The following is a 20,126-nucleotide window of genomic DNA, read 5'->3' as shown; positions in this document are numbered from 1 at the left end:
AAATAAAAACTTAAAGATGAAACTCTGGGATAAAGGCATTTCAATAGACAAAAAAATAGAACAATTTACTGTTGGAAACGATCGTGAGATTGATTTACACATTGCCAAGTATGATGTGCAAGCGTCTTTAGCACATGCAAAAATGCTCGCACATATAGGTTTGTTAACCAAGGAAGAATTGTTTCAACTTGAGCAAGAATTAACCAACATTTCTCAACAGATTGAAGATGATTCGTTTGTTATCGAACCCCAATTTGAAGATGTACATTCAAAAATTGAATTTGAACTGATTAAAACATTAGGCGACACTGGAAAAAAGATTCACACGGCACGATCTAGAAACGACCAAGTTTTGGTGGCTTTGCACTTGTTTTACAAAGACCATTTAAAGGATATCAGAATCAAAGCAAAAACCTTTTTTGATACCTTGTTATCGCTAGCCGATACCCATCAAAATACCTTGCTTCCTGGCTACACCCATTTGCAGGTCGCCATGCCATCCTCGTTCGGGTTGTGGTTTTCGGCTTATGCAGAAGTTTTAATTGACGATGTTTATTTGTTAGATGCCGCCATCAAGACGGTAGATCAAAATCCGTTAGGATCCGCAGCTGGTTATGGTAGTTCATTTTCGATAGATAGAGAATTCACTACCAAGGAGCTAAACTTTTCAACCTTAAAATTCAATGTAGTGGCAGCCCAAATGAGTCGCGGGAAAAGTGAGCGAACTTTAGCGATGGCACTTGGAAGTTTGTGCAATACCATGGCGCGATTTGCAATGGATATTTGCCTTTACAACAGTCAGAATTTCGGATTTATCTCATTTCCAGATCAACTTACCACCGGAAGCAGCATCATGCCACACAAAAAAAATCCAGATGTCTTTGAATTAATAAGAGGAAAATGCAACAAAATTCAGGCTTTATACAGCGAAATGGTTTTAATTACTAACAATTTGCCAAGTGGTTATCACCGAGATTTTCAGTTGCTAAAAGAAAACAGTATCGCCGCAGTAGAAGAGGTGAAGGACCTACTCGATATTTTTAATTACGCCATTCAGCAGATTATTGTAAAAGAAATTGACCTGAACGATGACAAATACAAGCATCTTTTCACGGTAGATAGTATCAATAATTTTGTATTAGAAGGATTATCCTTTAGAGAAGCTTACCAAAAAATAGGTAAGCAAGTACAAGATGGCACTTATAAACCCAATGCATCAAAACAACACACTCATATTGGCAGTTTAGGAAATTTGTGTTTGGATGACATTCGGGAGAAGTTTCCGCGCTAAATGCTACCGCACAAAAACAAAGATTCGACGAAGTCAAATTAAAGACTCAGCAAATCCTTTCCCACACTATCGGAAACTAGTACTTAAAGCATCCAAATCTTATGGCTCCCCTATGGATGCTCCCACCTTACTCCATAGCAAAGCCATAGATAAGCCCTACCTTGGCTTTTTTAGAACTATTCCAGATAAGGAATTACCTCAGTTTTTCCGCACTGCTTTCGCGCGATAACGCAGTTTCGACACTGTCAAATCGAAGATTCAGCGTAGCTAATCCTTTCTCATGGGGTTGGATTAATTACAAAAACTTGAAGCCGTAGGTTTCGCTTAATGGCTAAGTTAAAACAACTTAGTTATAAATCCAATTACCTCAAAATAAATACACTAAAAAAGCACCTGAGACAGATGCTTTTTTGTGGCCACTATAACTAATAGACTTACCCAAATAAGATTAAATTATAGTGGATTGTCCTAAATGAATATTCGTGAAATTCAGATTAGAATCTTTAGGATTACTAATAAAATCTGCAATAAAATCCCCAACCTTTGTAGTAGTAATAGTATCAAACTTCGAGTTTAAATCGGGTGTGGTGATGTGTAATTTTAAGGACTTTTCAACACCTTCTTTTACCAATTCGGCTTCTTCAAACAATTTAAAATGTTCCAATAACATGGCAGCCGATAAAATAGCCGCAATAGGGTTGGCAATACCTTTTCCTGTTGCCTGAGGGTAAGAGCCGTGTATGGGTTCAAACATGGCATATGTATCGCCAATAGATGCCGATGCCAACAAACCAATAGAACCACCAATCACACTGGCTTCATCGCTAATAACATCACCAAACAAGTTTTCGGTTAAAATCACATCAAATTGCTTAGGATTTAAAATCATTTGCATTGCAGCATTGTCCACAAATAAAAAGTCCAAACTAACATCCTTATAATTTTCAGCTACCTCAGTCACCACTTTACGCCATAAACGCGAAGTTTCTAGCACATTTGCTTTATCTACTAAGGTTACTTTTTTCTTTCTGGTTTGCGCTGCTTTAAATGCCAAATGGGCAATGCGCTCAATTTCAAATCTAGAATATTCACATAAGTCAGAGGCTGTATTCCCATCCTCACTTAATTTTTTCTCACCAAAATAAATGCCACCAGTAAGTTCTCGATAAATACTAATATCGGTACCTTGAATGATTTGTTTCTTCAATGGTGACTTACTCAACAAAGTCTCGTATGCTTTTACAGGTCTAATATTGGCATACAAACCCAATTCTTTCCGCAATTTTAACAAACCTTGTTCTGGTCTAACTTTGGCACTCGGGTCGTTATCGTATTTTGGATCGCCAATAGCACCAAATAAAATAGCATCGCTTGCTTTGCAAAGTTTTAGAGTTTCGTCTGGTAATGGATTGTTAAACAAATCAATAGCTGTAGCGCCAACAGAAGCCTCATTAAATAAAAACGTGTGGTCAAACTCAAGTGCCACAGCTTTTAAAACTTTAATTGCTTGATTGGTAACCTCAGGCCCAATACCATCTCCAGCTAAAACAGCAATACTTAATTTCATGTGTTTATATTTATTTATTTTCAATGGTCACATGAAACACCCTAGGATAATCAAGCCTCTGTGTGCAAAGTTTTTACATGGGTGTTTCATATTTTGATGATGTTTCTTTTATTATAATTTATGTTTGGGCGTTACCCCCAAGTTTGCTTGGGGGTCGCGCTTTCACTACTCGCTTCTACCCAACTATGGTTAGGTAGAGAGCTCAAACAGGCCGTTCAATCGCTAAAGTGGGTTTCGGCTAGTTCACCACGTTTTTTTCAAAACGTTCTATGTCGGATTTTTTACTCAATAAAAAATCGATATCGTCATAACCATTAATCATACAGGTTTTTTTGTAAGCATCAATTTCAAATTGTTCTTTAAAATTTGTGCCTTCAATGGAGATGGATTGTTCTACCAAATCTACTTTTAATACGGTATCGGGATTATCTGTGATTTCGCTTAATAGCACCTTTAAAAATGCCGCTGATACTTGTACTGGTAACAAACCGTTGTTAAGGGCATTCCCTTTAAAAATATCAGCAAAAAAACTAGATACAATAACTTTAAACCCATAATCGGCAAGTGCCCAGGCGGCATGCTCCCGACTAGATCCACAGCCAAAATTATCGCCAGCAACCAATATTTTGCCAGCGTATTTATTATTGTTTAATACAAAGCTTTCATTTTTAGAACCGTCTTTATTGTAGCGCCAATCTCTAAAAACATTGTTGCCAAAACCTTCTCTATTGGTTGCTTTTAAAAAACGCGCGGGAATAATCTGGTCAGTATCTATATTTTCAATGGTCAACGGAACAGCGGTTGATTGTAATGTTATAAACTTTTCCATTTAATTAAGCTGTTTGGTTATATCAATTATTTTACCTTCAATTGCGGTGGCAGCAGCTACTAACGGACTTGCCAAGATGGTTCTAGACCCTTGACCTTGTCGGCCTTCAAAGTTTCTATTGGATGTAGAAACGCAGTATTCGCCTTGCGGTATTTTATCGTCGTTCATGGCTAAACAGGCGCTACATCCGGGTTGACGTAATTCAAAACCGGCATCGTCAAAAATAGATTTCAAGCCTTCTTCAATAATTAATGCTTCAACTTGTTTGCTTCCTGGTACCAACCATGCGGTTACATTTTTGGCTTTTTGTTTGCCTTTTACGTAATCGGCAACCACTCTAAAATCTTCAATTCTAGAATTTGTACAACTACCTATAAAAACGTAATTAATGGATTTGTTGATGAGCGATTCTCCCTTTTTAAAATTCATATATGCTAAAGACTTTTCAAAAGAGGCATCGTCGGTTGTGGGAATATTTTCGGTAATTTTAATACCCATTCCAGGATTGGTTCCGTAAGTAATCATCGGCTCAATATCAGCAGCATCAAACACGTATTCTTTATCAAATGTAGCACCGTCGTCGGTTGGAAGTGTTTTCCAATAAGCAATCTTTTTATCTAATGCCTCGCCTTGTGGCGCAAATTTTCTGCCTTTAATATATTCAAAAGTAATGGCGTCTGGTGCAATCATCCCACCGCGAGCACCCATTTCTATACTCATATTGCAGACGGTCATTCGGCCTTCCATCGACATGTTTTCAAACACCTCTCCCGCATATTCACAGAAATAACCTGTGCCTGCGTTGGTCCCCAATTTCGAAATTATATAAAGAATGACGTCCTTTGGTAGAACGCCACTCTTTAACTTGCCATTAATCACTACTCTTAAGCTTTTTGGTTTGGACAACAGTAAACACTGACTTGCAAATACTTGTGCTACTTGGCTGGTGCCAATGCCAAATGCAATACTGCCAAAAGCACCGTGGGTTGAGGTGTGCGAATCGCCGCAAACAATGGTCATTCCGGGTTGTGTGATACCTAATTCTGGAGCCATAACATGAACTATACCGTTGTACTTATGTCCTAATTCGTATAGGGTTATATTGTGGTTTCTACAATTTTCTGACAGTTGTTTTAGTTGATTTTTAGACAGTACATCTTTAATTGGTAAATGTTGATTTATGGTAGGCGTATTGTGATCGGCAGTCGCTACCACTTGGTTTGGCCTAAATACAGGAATATTTCTGTTTTCTAATTCTTTAAAAGCCTGCGGACTGGTAACTTCATGTATTAAATGTTGGTCTATATACAACACCTGTGGGCCATTTTCTATACCGGTAACCACGTGTGCATCCCAAACCTTATCGAACAATGTTTTTTTCATTTAAAAAATTTAAGCTGAGATTATTTCATTATAAACTTTACTGGTTTCAATTATTTGGTGAATATCATCATCATTAATTTCTTTTTTATGATCTGCAAAATTCAGAAAATTAATATACACATCGTCTAATTGTAACTTGGTTAATTCGTAGCCAATATTTTTAGCTCTGTAGGCTAAAGCTGCTCTACCGCTTCTGGCAGTGAGCACGATTGCCGATTCGGTAACACCCACATCTTTTGGGTCTATGATCTCGTAGGTTGCACGATTTTTAATCACACCATCTTGATGAATTCCAGAGCTATGCGCAAAGGCATTCGCTCCTACAATCGCTTTGTTAGGCTGCGTGTAAATACCCATACTATCCGACACTAATTGGCTAATCCCATAAAGATATTGGGTATTGATATTGGTGTCTAAATTGAGATAAGGATGTTGTTTTAAAATCATAACCACTTCTTCTAAAGCGGTGTTTCCAGCGCGTTCACCAATCCCATTTATGGTACATTCTATTTGTCTGGCACCATTAATAACGCCTTCAATAGAGTTGGCAGTGGCCAAGCCTAAGTCGTTGTGGCAATGACAAGATAAAATCGCCTTTTCAATACCTTTTACATTTTCTTTTAGGTATTTCATTTTGGCACCATATTCACTTGGTAAACAATAACCAGTTGTGTCTGGAATATTCAAAACAGTAGCGCCAGCTTTTATTGCGGCTTCGCAAACACGTGCCAAATATTCATTGTCTGTTCGGCCAGCATCTTCGGCATAAAACTCTACGTCTTCAACAAATGTTTTGGCGAATTTCACCGCATCAAATGCGCGCTGTATAATGGCTTCTTTATTGGAATTAAATTTGTATTTGATATGCGAATCTGATGTGCCAATCCCAGTGTGAATTCTTGGTTTTCTTGCATATTTCAATGCTTCTGCTGCTACCTTTATATCGTTTTCAACGGCACGTGTGAGCCCGCAAACGGTAGCATTTTGAATTATTTTAGCAATGGCTTCCACCGATTTAAAATCACCTGGACTAGAAACTGGAAAACCCGCTTCAATAACATCAACACCCAAAATATCAAGTTGCTTGGCAATAATTACTTTTTGATTGGCATTTAACTTACAACCAGGCACTTGTTCTCCGTCTCTTAGGGTTGTGTCGAAAATTTGAATTTTATTATCAGACATTTATCTAAAGATATTTTTCTATTAATTTGCTAAGTTATATTTTCGATTTGTCTAAGGCTTGCTACATTCAGTCAACTTTACGATGTTCAACTCATAATATCTTTTGAAAGCATATAGTAATCAGATCTATATAAAAAATTTTAGTCGATGACAAAGGAAGAAAAGGATAATTTATTTTTACTTATTAAGTCGCTTACCAAATCCGAAAAGCGTCAATTTAAGTTATATGTTGGTAGATTAGGAGGCAATGCTGACTCCAAGTTTTTAAATTTATTCAATCTGTTAGACAAGGCCACGACATATAACGAAAAGGAAATTTTAAAAACTGGGCTCGTAAAAAAACAACAACTAGCCAATGTAAAAGCACATTTATACAAACAAATTTTAATTAGTTTAAAGTTAAATCCTTTTCATCAAAATATTCGCTCACAAATTCGTGAGCAGTTGGATTTTGCATCTATCTTGTATCACAAAGGTTTGTACAAGCAAAGTCTCAAGGTTTTAGATAAATCGAAGGAAATTGCCTTCAATCATGAAGAAAAAAATCTTGCTTATGAGATTGTAGAATTAGAAAAAATAATTGAATCGCAATATATTACTAGAAGTATTTCAAATAGAGCGGACACTTTAATCGCCGAGGCAGAGCGTTTGAGTAAGTTGAATGTTTTGGCTAGTAAGCTTTCAAACTTATCACTTCAGCTATACAGTATTATTCTAAAATCTGGATACGTTAAAAACGACAATGAAAAGAAAGAAATCTCAACCTATTTTTATAATCAGTTACCAAAATTAGACATTCAATCTATTGGTTTTAGAGAAAAATTATGGCTTTACAATGCCAATTTGTGGTATAATTTTTTAATTCAAGATTTCACTGCGTGTTTCAAATATTCGAAAAAATGGGTAGATTTATTTAATGAGTATCCACAAATGATTGGCCTGAATCCTGTTTCTTTTTTAAAAGGAAACCAATACCTATTAGAAGCACTTTTTTTCGTGCGAGATCACAAACGATACGAAGCTGCCTTACTAAATTTTGAACTCAAAACCAGCGATAAAGCATTTCCTAAAGATGATAATATTGAAGGGCTTAGTTTTATGTATCTTAAAACCAACCGCTTAAATTTGTATTTTATGCAAGGTAGGTTTTCCGAAGGATTGCATGAAGTTGATGGTATTTTAAAAGGACTCGACCGTTTCAAAAACAGGATTGATGAGCATCACGTTATGGTATTTTACTATAAAATCGCCAGTCTTTATTTTGGAGTTGGAAATTACAAGCTTTGCATTTTTTATTTGGATAAAATTATTTCAAACAAATCCTTATCAATGCGCGAAGATTTAATGTGCTTTTCGCGCGTTCTCAATTTATTTGCACATTACGAAGCTGGACTCGATTATAATTTTGATGTTTTATTGAGAGAAACTTACAAGTTTTTAATTAAAATGGATGAACTCAATGAAGTACAAAATGAAATGATAAATTTTATCAAAAGCTTACAAGACTTATACCCTCAAAACATTAAAAAAGCGTTTATTGATTTACACAAAAAATTAAAGCAATTTGAAAACGATCCGTATGAGCGTCGTGCATTTTTGTATTTAGATATCATTTCATGGTTAGAAAGCAGAATTCATAATATACCCGTAGATCAGGTGATAAGAAACAAATATTTAGCTGAAATTGAAATTTCTAATAAAAAAATAGCCAATTAATTTTGTTTTTAACTTTTTATGATTGAATATTTGCATTCACAAAGTTCAAACACTTACTGAAATGTTATCAAGAAAGGCGGAGGGAATAGACCCGTTGAAGCCTTAGCAACCCTTTAGCAATAAAGAAGGTGCTAAATTCTACCCGACAACACAATTCATTTATTGTGATAGTTGGATAGATAACTCAAGCGATATGCTTTCTGCATATCGATATTTTTCTTAATAACATTTTTCTAACAAGTAGGTCAAACAATTGACTTATTTGGCTTGTTTGATTTAATTATTTATTAACTCAAAAAAAATTAGAAAAATGAGTACACAAAAATTCGCAACCAAAGCGTTGCATGCTGGACACGATGTTCAAAAAAATGGTGGCACAAGAGCGGTGCCAATTTACCAATCTACTGCTTACGTATTTAACAATACAGATCACGCAGCCAATTTATTCTCGCTAGCCGAAACTGGTAACATTTATACCAGAATTAACAATCCAACAAACGATGTTCTCGAACAAAGATTAGCAGCCTTAGAAGGTGGTATTGCAGCCGTGGTAACTGCGTCGGGAACAGCTGCGACCGCAACTACTTTTTTAACCTTGTTAAAAGCTGGCGACCACATTGTAGCGTCAAACAGTTTGTATGGAGGCACTTATAATTTGTTGAGTGTTACCTTGCCCAGACATGGTATCACAACCACTTTTGTAGATCCTTCAAATCCTGAAAATTTTGCAAAAGCAGCCCAAGAAAATACGAGAGCTTTTTACATTGAATCGGTTGGAAATCCAAAATTAGATGTTTTAGATATCGAGGCCATAGCAAAACAAGCCAAGTCGTTTAAAGTGCCTTTTATTGTTGATAACACGGTGGCTACACCTTATTTGTTAAATCCTATTGAACACGGAGCAAACATTGTAATCCATTCACTCACAAAGTACATCAACGGCAATGGCACCGCACTTGGTGGCGTTATAATAGATGCAGGTACTTTTGACTGGACGAACGGAAAGTTTCCAGAATTCACTGAGCCTTCAGCTGGCTACCACGGTTTAGTTTACAGCGAAGCTTTAGAAGAAGCAGCTTTTATTGCTAAAGTAAGAATTGAAGGTTTAAGAGATTACGGAGGTGCGTTAAGTCCGTTTAATGCATGGCAAATTATTCAAGGATTGGAAACTTTAGAACTTCGCATTAAAAAACACAGCGAAAACGCCTTGCAACTGGCAGAATGGTTAGAAAAACAAGAAGAAGTGGAATGGGTTAATTATCCAGGATTAAAATCAAGTAAATATAAAACCTTAGCCGAAAAGTATTTACCAGAAGGCCAAAGTGGTATTGTGACTTTTGGAGCAAAAGGTGGTTTCGAGGCAGCGAAAAAAATAGTTGACAGTACTAAATTGTTTTCATTATTAGCCAATATTGGCGATACCAAATCCTTAATTATTCATCCAGCGAGTACCACGCACCAGCAATTGAGTGACGAAGCGCAATTGTTAACCGGTGTTAGCAAAGATTTAATCAGATTATCGGTTGGTATTGAAAATATTGAAGATTTAAAATCCGATTTAAAAGAAGCATTCGCGACGGTAAAAACCAAGCAATTAATTTAAATAAGGAATTGTCTATTTAAGGCTAATAAAAACGGTTATGAATCAACTTCTTTATTCCCATTTGCCAGAGGTAACTTTGGCAAATGGCAATACCATAAAAATTAATATTTCATATCAGCTATTCGGAAATCAGAATTCTGATGCGCCTGTAGTATTGGTGATTCATGCTTTAACAGGTAATTCAAATATCACCGGACCAGATGGTTGGTGGCAAGATTTGGTTGGTGAACACAAAGTAATTGACACCAATACCTACCGAGTTTTGGCCTTTAATATTCCTGGTAATGGTTACGATGGCGATGAAAATCAGTTAATCAATAATTACAAAGATTACGTTACGTCGGATGTCGCTACCATATTCAATTCAGCACTTGAGCAATTACAAATACATCAATTATTTGCTATTATTGGTGGCTCAGTCGGTGGTGGTATTGCTTGGGAAATGGCAGCTCAAAAGCCAGAATTGTGTCAGCATTTAATTCCTATTGCTTGTCATTGGAAATCTTCGGATTGGTTAATCGCAAATTGTCACATTCAAGATGCTATTCTTAATCATTCAAAAACAGCTTTAGCGGATGCACGCATGCATGCCATGACTTTGTACAGAACGCCAGAATCCTTTCGTGAAAAATTCAACAGAAACCAACACGAATCCGGTCTGTTTTATATTGAAAGTTGGCTGAATCATCATGGTAATAAACTTACAGACCGATTTAAATTATCGGCTTATAAACTCATGAATCAATTTTTAAAAACTATTGATATCACGAGAAATGGTGATAATTTTACTGAGATAGCATCAAAAATTACGGCACATATTCATTTGGTGACAATTAATTCGGACTTGCTATTTAAATCTGATGAGTGCTGGGAAACCTATGTGGAACTGAAATCGGTTAAGGAAGATGTGAGCATTTTCGAAATAAAATCAATTCATGGCCATGATGCGTTTTTAATGGCTTTTGATCAATTGTCTAAGTTTTTAATTCCAATTTTTCAGCCTCAAAAAAAAACACTAACTAAAGACGGCAAAAGAAGTTTTGCAAGTTTATAATATTTGTATCGAAACAGTAAAAACGAAATAACGAGAAAACCAGTTTGAAAAAATTTGAAACCAATGCTATAAGAACCCAAATTGAACGTTCTAAATTTCTAGAACATTCAAATCCATTATACCTAACTTCTAGTTATGTGTTTGAGGATGCTGAAGATATGCGCGCTTCTTTTGCTGATGAAAAAGACCGCAATGTTTACAGCCGTTATTCCAATCCAAACACTTCAGAATTTATCGAGAAAATTTGTGCTATGGAAGGTGCCGAAAGTGGTTTTGCGTTTGCATCGGGAATGGCAGCAGTGTTTTCAACCTTTGCAGCACTTTTAAATTCGGGCGATCATATTCTGTCTTCGAGCAGTGTTTTTGGTTCTACACAAAGCATGTACAAAACTATTTTTCCAAAGTGGAATATCAACACAAGCTATTTTAAAGTTAACGAACCTGAATCGATAGAAACATTAATTCAGCCTAACACCAAGGTTATTTATGCTGAAAGTCCAACCAATCCAGCCGTAGATATACTTGATTTAGAGTATTTAGGAAAGATTGCTAAAAAGCACAAACTCATTCTAATTATTGATAATTGTTTTGCAACACCTTATTTACAGCAGCCTATAAAGTTTGGTGCCGATTTGGTAATTCACTCAGCTACCAAATTAATTGATGGTCAAGGTCGTGTGCTTGGCGGCATCACCGTTGGTAAAGCTGAATTAATTCAGAAAATATATTTGTTTGCAAGAAATACTGGTCCGGCACTCTCGCCGTTTAATGCATGGATTTTATCCAAGAGTCTAGAAACCTTGGCGGTTAGAGTAGATAGGCATTGCGAAAATGCACTGAAAGTGGCGCAGTTTTTAGAAACGCATAAAAAAGTTAAATTTGTAAAATATCCATTTTTAAAATCTCATGCGCAACACGAATTGGCAAAAAAACAAATGAAACTTGGCGGGAATGTGGTTGCTTTCGAGATTATTGGTGGAGTAGAAGCGGGACGTGAATTTTTAAATTCAATAAAATTATTATCCCTTTCAGCAAATCTGGGTGATACCAGAACCATAGTAACGCATCCAGCATCCACAACGCATGCAAAATTAACGGAAGAGGAACGCCAAGAAGCTGGTATTTCTCCAGGAATGGTGCGTATTTCGGTGGGTTTAGAACATCCCGATGATATTATAAGTGATTTAGAACAGGCATTACAATTTTAAGCAAGTTGAAACAAATCAACTTTCAAACACATTCTATATGAATAACATAATTGAAGCTATAAATCAGAAAATTCTAATTTTAGACGGTGCCATGGGAACCATGTTACAGCGCTATAATTTTTCGGAAGAAGATTTTAGAGGCGAACGTTTTAAGGATTATCCAAGTTCGCTAAAAGGCAATAACGATTTGCTGTCACTAACCCAGCCAAAAGCGATTGCCGACATTCATCGCCAATATTTTGAAGCTGGTGCCGATATTGTAGAAACCAACACATTTTCGGGAACAACCATCGCAATGGCCGATTACAATATGGAGTTCTTAGTGGATGAGCTCAATTATGAATCGGCAAGAATAGCCAAAGAAGTAGCCCAAGAATTCACAGCTAAAAATCCAAATAAGCCAAGATTTGTGGCAGGCAGTATTGGTCCGACTAATAGAACGGCAAGTCTTTCGCCAGATGTTAACAAGCCGGAATATCGAGCCGTAACTTTTGAAGACTTACGGATTGCCTACAAACAGCAAGCCAAAGCTTTAATTAAAGGTGGCGTTGATGTGCTTTTAGTTGAAACGGTTTTTGACACCTTGAATGCCAAGGCGGCATTATTTGCCATTGAAGAAATAAAAGAGGAAGATAATATTAATATTCCTATCATGGTATCGGGTACAATTACCGATGCGTCAGGGAGAACACTTTCTGGTCAAACAGTTGAAGCTTTTTTAACCTCCATTTCGCATATTCCTTTATTGAGTGTTGGTTTTAACTGTGCTTTAGGTGCCGAGCAACTCTTTCCGTATTTAAAAAGATTGGCCTATGAAACCGAATTTTATACCTCTGCACATCCCAATGCTGGTTTGCCAAACGCCTTTGGAGAATACGACGAAAGTGCTGCCGAAATGCAGTCTTACATTGAAGAATATTTAAAAGAAGGTCTAATCAATATCATAGGCGGCTGTTGCGGGACCAATCCGGAACATATTAAGGCAATTGCCGAAGTTGCAAAAAACTATCAACCCCGAAAAGCTGGAAACCAAATTTTACAACCCAACATCTAAATCTCATTTTTGTGTCTGAAAAAATTAAATATTTAAGCTTATCTGGATTAGAACCTCTATTAATTGGACCGAACAGCAATTTTATTAATGTGGGCGAGCGGACCAACGTGACTGGTTCAAGACAATTTTTAAGACTGATAAAAGAACGCAATTTTACTGAAGCTTTAGAAGTCGCCAGAAATCAAGTGGATGGCGGCGCACAAATTTTAGATGTCAATATGGATGAAGGCATGTTGGATGGCGTAGAAGCCATGACAACATTCCTAAACTTAATTGCTTCCGAACCCGATATTTCCCGAATTCCCTTAATGATAGACAGTTCAAAATGGGAAATTATTGAAGCTGGCTTGCGTGTGGTTCAAGGTAAAAGTGTGGTGAACTCCATTAGCTTAAAAGAAGGCGAAGCACAGTTTAAGCACCATGCCAAATTGGTAAAACGTTATGGCGCTGCCGTGATTGTGATGGCTTTTGACGAAGCTGGTCAGGCCGATACTTATCAACGTCGCATCGATATTTGCAAGCGATCTTACGACATATTAGTTCATGAAGTTGGTTTTCCACCGCAGGATATTATTTTCGACCCCAATATTTTTCCGGTAGCCACTGGAATGGATGAACATCGAAAAAATGCGCTGGATTTCTTTGAAGCCACCAAATGGATTCGTAAAAACTTACCTCATGCCAGTGTTTCTGGTGGTGTAAGTAATGTTTCATTTTCATTTAGAGGAAATAATATTGTACGCGAAGCAATGCACTCGGCATTTTTATACCATGCTATTAAAAACGGTATGAATATGGGAATCGTAAACCCAGCAATGCTCGAGGTTTATGATGAAATAAATAAGGATTTATTAGAGCGCGTTGAGGATGTTTTGTTCGACAGAAGAGACGACGCTACCGAGCGGTTGTTGGATTATGCCGATTCGGTTAAGGATCAGAAAAAAGATGCCACAGAAACGGTTTTAGAATGGAGAAGTCTCGATTTGCAAGCGCGAATCACACATGCTTTGGTTAAAGGCTTGGATGCTTTTATTGTTGAAGATGTTGAAGAAGCACGATTGTCGGTTCAAAAACCGATTAGTGTAATTGAAGGTCATTTGATGATTGGGATGAACGTGGTGGGCGATTTATTTGGCAGCGGGAAAATGTTCTTGCCGCAAGTGGTAAAATCTGCTCGGGTTATGAAAAAGGCAGTGGCGTATTTACAACCCTTTATCGAAGCCGAAAAAGATGGAAAACAAGAATTTGCAGGTAGAATTTTGATGGCAACAGTAAAAGGTGACGTACACGATATCGGTAAGAATATTGTAAGTGTCGTTTTGGGTTGTAATAACTACGAAATTATTGATTTAGGAGTGATGGTTCCGCCAGAAAAAATTATCGAAACTGCAGTACGTGAAAAAGTTGACATTATTGGTTTAAGCGGTTTAATCACGCCATCTTTAATGGTTTACATTTCGAAAGAATTAGAGCGTCAAAATATTCAAATTCCACTAATTATTGGTGGTGCAACCACTTCTAAAGCCCATACTGCCGTAAAAATTGCGCCGCATTATCAACATACGGTCGTTCATATTAATGATGCTTCTAGAGCGGTTACGGTGGTAGGTGATTTACTTCAGAATAATAATGCCGTTTACAAAAGTCAAATTCGTGAGGAATACGATAAATTTCGTGAGCAATTTCTCAATCGTACCAGAGATAAAGAATACCGAACTCTGGAAGAAGCAAGAGCACGAAAGTTCAAAATAAATTGGAATGAAACAACCATTTCAAAACCAAAACAATTAGGTATTCAGGTGTTGCAAGATTTAGACCTTTCAAAACTCATCGATTTTATAGATTGGACACCATTTTTTAGAAGCTGGGACTTGCATGGAAAATATCCAGAGATTTTAAATGATGAGGTTGTTGGAAAACAAGCTACCGAATTATTTGCAGATGCACAAAAACTATTAAAACAAATTTTAGACGAAAAGTTGTTGAAGGCCAAAGCTATTTTTGGTTTATTCCCGGCAAATACAGTTGACGACGACGATATAGAAGTTAAGCAGGTTTTAAACGAAACCGATGAAATTAAGAATGCGAAAACTTTTAAATTTCTAACCTTACGCCAGCAACTTCAAAAGCGGGACGAGTTACCAAATTTTGCTTTATCCGATTTTATTGCACCAAAAGATAGCGGTAAACAAGATTATTTGGGTGCTTTTTGCGTTTCTACAGGATTTGGCACACAAGAATTGGCGACTGAATTTGAAAAAAACCATGACGATTATAATTCTATTATGATCAAAGCTTTGGCAGACAGACTAGCTGAAGCCTTTGCCGAATATTTGCACAAAGAAGTACGTACTAAGTATTGGGCCTACGCCGAAAATGAAAATCTAACTAATACCGATTTAATCAAAGAAGCCTACAAAGGTATCAGACCAGCACCTGGATATCCAGCGTGTCCAGATCACCTAGAGAAATTAACCATCTGGAAACTTTTAAATGTTGAAGAAGAAATTGGTGTTAAACTCACCGAAAGTCTTGCCATGTGGCCAGCTGCAAGTGTAAGTGGCTATTATTTTGGTAATAAAGAGGCCAAGTATTTTGGACTTGGAAAGATAACAGAAGATCAATTGAAAGATTATGCCAAACGCCGGAATATTAGTGAAAATGAAGCGAGAAAATGGTTAAATCCAAATTTGGCAGAAACTTAACAATTTAGTTTAACTGACTTAAAGGTTTAAACGCTGTAAGATGTTAATTTTGCACGGAATTTTTAAACCTACAGAAATGAAAAAATATAAAATTGAATTAAAATTTGCCTTGCAAGTATTACTATTAACAACAGTCTCTTTGTTAATAACATATTTCAATGCTATATAACAGAAATAGAGAAAGATAGAACTTATAAATTCTTCTCACTTTTGCGAAAAACACTATGAAAGTAACCAAACACATTGAAAATTCAAACGGAAAGACCCAATTCACTTTTGAAATATTACCACCATTGAAAGGACAAAATATCAATTCTATTTTTGATAATATCGATCCCTTAATGGAATTTAATCCACCATTTATTGATGTAACCTATCATAGAGAAGAATACACGTATAAAAATTTAGGAAACGATTTGTTAAAAAAACAAGTCGTCCGGAAAAGACCTGGAACAGTTGGTATTTGCGCCGCTATTCAAAACAAGTATAAGGTAGACGCCATTCCGCATATTTTGTGTGGTGGTTTTACCAAAGAAGACACCGAGAATTTTTTAATCGACATTGATTTTTTAGGGATTCACAACGTGATGGCCCTACGTGGCGATGCGATTAAATCGGAAACCTATTTTGAGCCTGAAAAAGATGGACATTCTTATGCATCAGAATTGGTTACTCAAATCACCGATTTAAATAAAGGTCTTTACCTAGATGAGGACTTACAAAATTGTGCACCTACCAATTTTTGTATTGGAGTTGGTGCTTATCCGGAAAAGCATATGGAAGCACCAAGTTTAGATAGTGATATTCATTACTTAAAAAAGAAAATTAACAATGGTGCCGAATACGTAGTCACACAAATGTTTTTTGACAATCAAAAATATTTCAGTTTTGTTGAAAAATGCCGTTCCGAAGGCATTACAGTGCCAATAATTCCAGGATTAAAGCCAATTGCCATCAAAAAACACTTGAATTTAATTCCACACCGCTTTCATGTTGATTTGCCTGAAGCACTTATTTTGGAAATCATTAAATGCAAAACTAATGAGGATATCAGGCAAGTAGGCATAGAATGGTGTGTGGCACAATCAAAAGAATTAATGGAAGCAGGAATTCCAATTCTGCATTACTACTCCATGGGGAAAAGCGACAATATAAAAGCCATTGCAAGCCAGGTATTTTAAATATTCTCTTAATTTTGTCGCGAATTGTTTATGAATGAAAAACCAGCTTGGTGTTTTGGTATTCTTTATTGGTGGCTTTCTTTTTTCACAAGAAGAACCAACCAACACTTCCTATTTTGATCTAAATTATTTTAAAGGCAATATCGCTTTACATAACGACGATATTTTACATTTGATTAGTGGCCGACCCGAAGGACTTATTGTTAGTTGGAATAAAAAGACTTTCGGTCATCAAGAATGGGAGCAACGCTTTAATTATCCCGATTACGGCGTGTCTTTTACCTATCAGAATTTAAAGAATGAAGCACTTGGCGAAAATTATGCAATTTACGGACATTACAATTTCTATTTTTTCAATCGAAATGTAATGCTGCGTATAGGTCAAGGTTTGGCGCTTACTACCAATCCTTACGACAAAGAAAATAATTTTAAGAATATCGCCTTTGGTTCGCGTGTTATGAGTAGCACATATGTTATGCTGAATTATAAAAAGGAACGCCTTTTTGATCGATTTGGTTTTCAAACGGGATTGGCGTTGATTCACTATTCAAATGCCAATGTGAAAGCCCCAAATACGAGCATCAATTCAGTAACCTTAAATTTTGGCTTGACCTATAGTTTGGAAGATCAAGACCCGGAATTTATTTCAAACAATACGAAGGAAAAATTCACACAACCCATAAAATACAACCTTGTTTTCAGGTCTGGAATCAACCAAAGCGACGTAATTGGAAGTAGTCAATATCCATTTTATATTTTTTCGGCCTACGCTGATAAGAGATTGAGTAAAAGTAGTGCAGTTCAATTTGGTGCCGATATGTTTTTTTCAAATTTTTTAAAAGAATTAATTAATTATCAAAGTGTAGCATTTCCTGAAAATGAGGTAAATGGTGATGAAGATTTTAAACGTGTAGGCTTGTTTGTAGGTCACGAATTGTTTGTTAATAAGATGTCCTTAGAAACACAATTGGGATATTACGTTTATTATCCTTTCGATTTTGAAGGACGTACCTATTTTAGAGTGGGTTTAAAACGTTATTTTGGCGATAAGTTATTCGGTGCAGTCACCTTGAAGTCACACGGCGCCAAAGCTGAAGCTGTGGAATTTGGAATTGGCGTGAGGCTATAATTATGAAAAAACTAACTTACATACTGTTAATTTTCACTCTTATTGCCTGCGATAGCGAAAATGCCAATGATTGTTTTCAAACGGCTGGAACTACTATTCAAGAATTTCGGGAGGTTCCCGAATTCAGCCGAATTTTAGTTAATAGAGATATTACCTTAATAGTAGAAGAAGCTGACGAATATGCAGTGTTAATTGAAACAGGAAGCAACCTTTTAAACGATGTAATGGCGTTGGTTGTAAACGACCAACTCATCTTAACTGATGATAATACCTGCAATTTTGTACGAGATTTTGGCATTACCAAAATAACGGTTTTTACACCAACCTTAACAGAAATACGAACTTCAACCCAATACGAAACAACCTCGAATGGCATTTTAAATTTTGAAAACCTCACCTTAATTTCAGAAAGTTTCAACATGCCAGGTACATTTACAATGGGTGATTTTAGACTTTCGGTGGCATCAAATAATATAGATATTGTAGCCAACGGTTTGTCGTCTTTCTATTTAGATGGCAGCGTTAACAATTTAAGAGTACGCTTTTTTGCTGGTGCAGGTCGATTTGAAGGTAGAAATCTTATAGCTCAGAATGTAAATATTTTTCACCGTGGCGGTAACGATATGATTGTGAATCCACAACAATCAATAATTGGGCAAATTGTCTCTACAGGTGATGTTATTGCCATCAACCAGCCGCCAAACGTTGAAGTAGAAGTTTTATTTACCGGTCAGTTAATTTTCAACTAGCAGTCAATTCTCTAAACAAACTTTCCAAATTGGTATTTTTTTGATTTAATTGCAGAATTTTCAAGTTATTATCATGCGCAAAATCAAACACATACGAACGCATATCTTTTTGCGTGTTAAAAGTAATTTCGTAAGTAAAATCGTGAGGGTTCAAAACTTTGGTAACATAAGGCAATCGCTTTAAAAATTCGTCTTCAACGCGGTAATCAAATTCAACCACTACAATTTGTTTATCATTATCTCTTAAAGATTTAAGCAGTTTATCTGCTACAATTTCACCTTTGTTAATAATAATAACTCGATCGCACATGGCTTCAACTTCTTGCATGATATGGGTTGAAAGGAAGATGGTTTTATCTTTTGCCAAGGATTTGATGAGTTGTCGCACTTCAACCAACTGATTCGGATCTAAACCGGTGGTTGGTTCATCAAGAATCAAAACATCGGGATTATGCAGCAAGGCAACAGCCAAACCAACACGCTGCCGATAACCTTTAGAAAGTTGTCCGATTTTTTTATGAGCTTCGGATGTCAAACCCGTCTGGTTAATGACTTCTTCAATACGTGTTTTGCCTATTTTGAATATGTCAGCGTTAAATTGTAAGTATTCTTTTACATATAATTCTAAATACAACGGATTGTGCTCAGGCAAATAACCAATTCGCTTTTGAACTTCTTTAGCTTGAAGGCTCACATTGAAATCATTTACCATTGCCATGCCTTCGGAAGCGGGAATATAAGTAGTTAGAATTTTCATCATGGTTGATTTACCAGCGCCATTCGGACCTAAAAAACCAACAATTTCACCCTTTTTTATTTCAAAAGAAATAGATTTTAAAGCAGCTTGGTTTCCGTAAAATTTTGAAAGATTTTCAACTTTTATAGACATAAAAAAACAAAATTTTGGTAAAAATAAGTATTTTGATAACGTTGAAAGCTAAAATTTTGTTTAATAGATTTTGTTTTTTCAATTTATTAATTACTTTAGCCAACTCAATTCACAATATGATTAATACTAACACATATTATAACTGGTTTTATTTCTTTTTTAGCAAAGAAACGAGACCTGCTATGTGTGTTTAAAAACAGATATAACAATTTACAAAGGTCTCGATATAATATCGGGACTTTTTTTTTGACATGATAAAAAAAGTCGCCATACAAGGAATTAAAGGGTCGTTTCACCATATTGTAAGTCAGCAGTATTTTGGAAATGAAGTTACCGTAAACGAATTTTTGTCGTTCGACCAAGCAGTTGATAGCGTGATATCTGGTGCAAGTGATGCTGTAATTATGGCTTTAGAGAATTCAATAGCTGGTTCTATACTTCCTAATTATGCTTTAATTGACGTCAATAACCTTCATATAACCGGAGAACATTATTTAGATATTCAGCATCACTTAATGGCTTTACCCAATCAAAAAATTTCTGATATTCAAGAAGTTTATTCGCATCCAATGGCGTTATTGCA

At 36.1% G+C, this 20,126-nt stretch carries 16 protein-coding genes and 1 riboswitch; of the genes, 11 read left to right on the top strand and 5 right to left on the bottom strand.

Features of this window, described 5'->3' with window-relative positions:
* Positions 1-16: 16 nt before the first annotated feature.
* A complete protein-coding gene (argH, locus tag V7Z48_RS02065; protein ID WP_334111728.1) occupies positions 17-1,291 on the top strand; it encodes an argininosuccinate lyase in 1,275 nt (424 codons plus the stop codon).
* Positions 1,292-1,739: 448 nt separating this feature from the next.
* Here the strand turns inward: argH and leuB are convergent, their stop codons facing one another.
* From leuB to V7Z48_RS02045, 4 genes are all read right to left on the bottom strand, one after another.
* The gene (gene leuB, locus V7Z48_RS02060; RefSeq protein ID WP_334111727.1) at positions 1,740-2,858 is read right to left on the bottom strand and encodes a 3-isopropylmalate dehydrogenase; all 1,119 of its coding nucleotides are present in this window, start codon (positions 2,856-2,858) and stop codon (positions 1,740-1,742) included.
* 238 nt (positions 2,859-3,096) lie between these two features.
* Positions 3,097-3,687, bottom strand: coding sequence for a 3-isopropylmalate dehydratase small subunit (leuD, locus tag V7Z48_RS02055; RefSeq protein ID WP_334111726.1), 591 nt, complete (start codon positions 3,685-3,687; stop codon positions 3,097-3,099).
* Entirely contained in the window at positions 3,688-5,070 is a 1,383-nt protein-coding gene (leuC, locus tag V7Z48_RS02050) for a 3-isopropylmalate dehydratase large subunit (protein ID WP_334111725.1), read from the bottom strand.
* Positions 5,071-5,079: 9 nt separating this feature from the next.
* A complete protein-coding gene (locus V7Z48_RS02045; RefSeq protein WP_334111724.1) occupies positions 5,080-6,255 on the bottom strand; it encodes a 2-isopropylmalate synthase in 1,176 nt (391 codons plus the stop codon).
* A gap of 147 nt (positions 6,256-6,402) precedes the next feature.
* Between V7Z48_RS02045 and V7Z48_RS02040 the strand changes: the two genes are divergently transcribed.
* The 9 genes from V7Z48_RS02040 to V7Z48_RS02000 all read left to right on the top strand — a co-directional run bounded on the left by V7Z48_RS02040 (position 6,403) and on the right by V7Z48_RS02000 (position 18,654).
* Entirely contained in the window at positions 6,403-7,971 is a 1,569-nt protein-coding gene (locus V7Z48_RS02040) for a hypothetical protein (protein WP_334111723.1), read from the top strand.
* Between the two features lie 61 nt (positions 7,972-8,032).
* Positions 8,033-8,157: riboswitch (SAM riboswitch) on the top strand.
* Between the two features lie 124 nt (positions 8,158-8,281).
* Positions 8,282-9,574, top strand: a complete 1,293-nt coding sequence (locus V7Z48_RS02035; protein WP_334111722.1) for an O-acetylhomoserine aminocarboxypropyltransferase/cysteine synthase family protein — start codon at positions 8,282-8,284, stop codon at positions 9,572-9,574.
* Positions 9,575-9,611: 37 nt separating this feature from the next.
* Complete coding sequence (locus V7Z48_RS02030) at positions 9,612-10,628, top strand: alpha/beta fold hydrolase (RefSeq protein WP_334111721.1); 1,017 nt, start codon at positions 9,612-9,614, stop codon at positions 10,626-10,628.
* A 44-nt stretch (positions 10,629-10,672) separates the two neighbouring features.
* Positions 10,673-11,836, top strand: coding sequence for a trans-sulfuration enzyme family protein (locus V7Z48_RS02025; RefSeq protein ID WP_334111720.1), 1,164 nt, complete (start codon positions 10,673-10,675; stop codon positions 11,834-11,836).
* 37 nt (positions 11,837-11,873) lie between these two features.
* Positions 11,874-12,890, top strand: coding sequence for a homocysteine S-methyltransferase family protein (locus tag V7Z48_RS02020; RefSeq protein ID WP_334111719.1), 1,017 nt, complete (start codon positions 11,874-11,876; stop codon positions 12,888-12,890).
* 11 nt (positions 12,891-12,901) lie between these two features.
* Positions 12,902-15,595 (top strand): methionine synthase, encoded by a 2,694-nt coding sequence (metH, locus tag V7Z48_RS02015; protein WP_334111718.1) that lies wholly within the window; start codon positions 12,902-12,904, stop codon positions 15,593-15,595.
* Between the two features lie 224 nt (positions 15,596-15,819).
* The gene (metF, locus tag V7Z48_RS02010) at positions 15,820-16,776 is read left to right on the top strand and encodes a methylenetetrahydrofolate reductase [NAD(P)H] (protein ID WP_334111717.1); all 957 of its coding nucleotides are present in this window, start codon (positions 15,820-15,822) and stop codon (positions 16,774-16,776) included.
* Between the two features lie 34 nt (positions 16,777-16,810).
* Positions 16,811-17,905, top strand: coding sequence for an acyloxyacyl hydrolase (locus tag V7Z48_RS02005; RefSeq protein ID WP_334111716.1), 1,095 nt, complete (start codon positions 16,811-16,813; stop codon positions 17,903-17,905).
* Between the two features lie 2 nt (positions 17,906-17,907).
* Positions 17,908-18,654, top strand: a complete 747-nt coding sequence (locus V7Z48_RS02000) for a head GIN domain-containing protein (RefSeq protein ID WP_334111715.1) — start codon at positions 17,908-17,910, stop codon at positions 18,652-18,654.
* Here the strand turns inward: V7Z48_RS02000 and gldA are convergent.
* Positions 18,647-19,543, bottom strand: a complete 897-nt coding sequence (gldA, locus tag V7Z48_RS01995; RefSeq protein WP_334111714.1) for a gliding motility-associated ABC transporter ATP-binding subunit GldA — start codon at positions 19,541-19,543, stop codon at positions 18,647-18,649. The genes V7Z48_RS02000 and gldA overlap by 8 nt on opposite strands.
* A gap of 251 nt (positions 19,544-19,794) precedes the next feature.
* On the opposite strand from gldA, the gene V7Z48_RS01990 reads away from it, so the two are divergent.
* A partial coding sequence (locus V7Z48_RS01990) for a prephenate dehydratase domain-containing protein (RefSeq protein ID WP_334111713.1) occupies positions 19,795-20,126 on the top strand: 332 nt, incomplete at its 3' end.

The organism is Paucihalobacter sp. (assembly GCF_036825875.1).
Taxonomy (GTDB): domain Bacteria; phylum Bacteroidota; class Bacteroidia; order Flavobacteriales; family Flavobacteriaceae; genus Paucihalobacter.
Note: the sequence above shows the minus strand (reverse complement) of the source record. Positions and strands in the feature narration are given on the sequence as shown.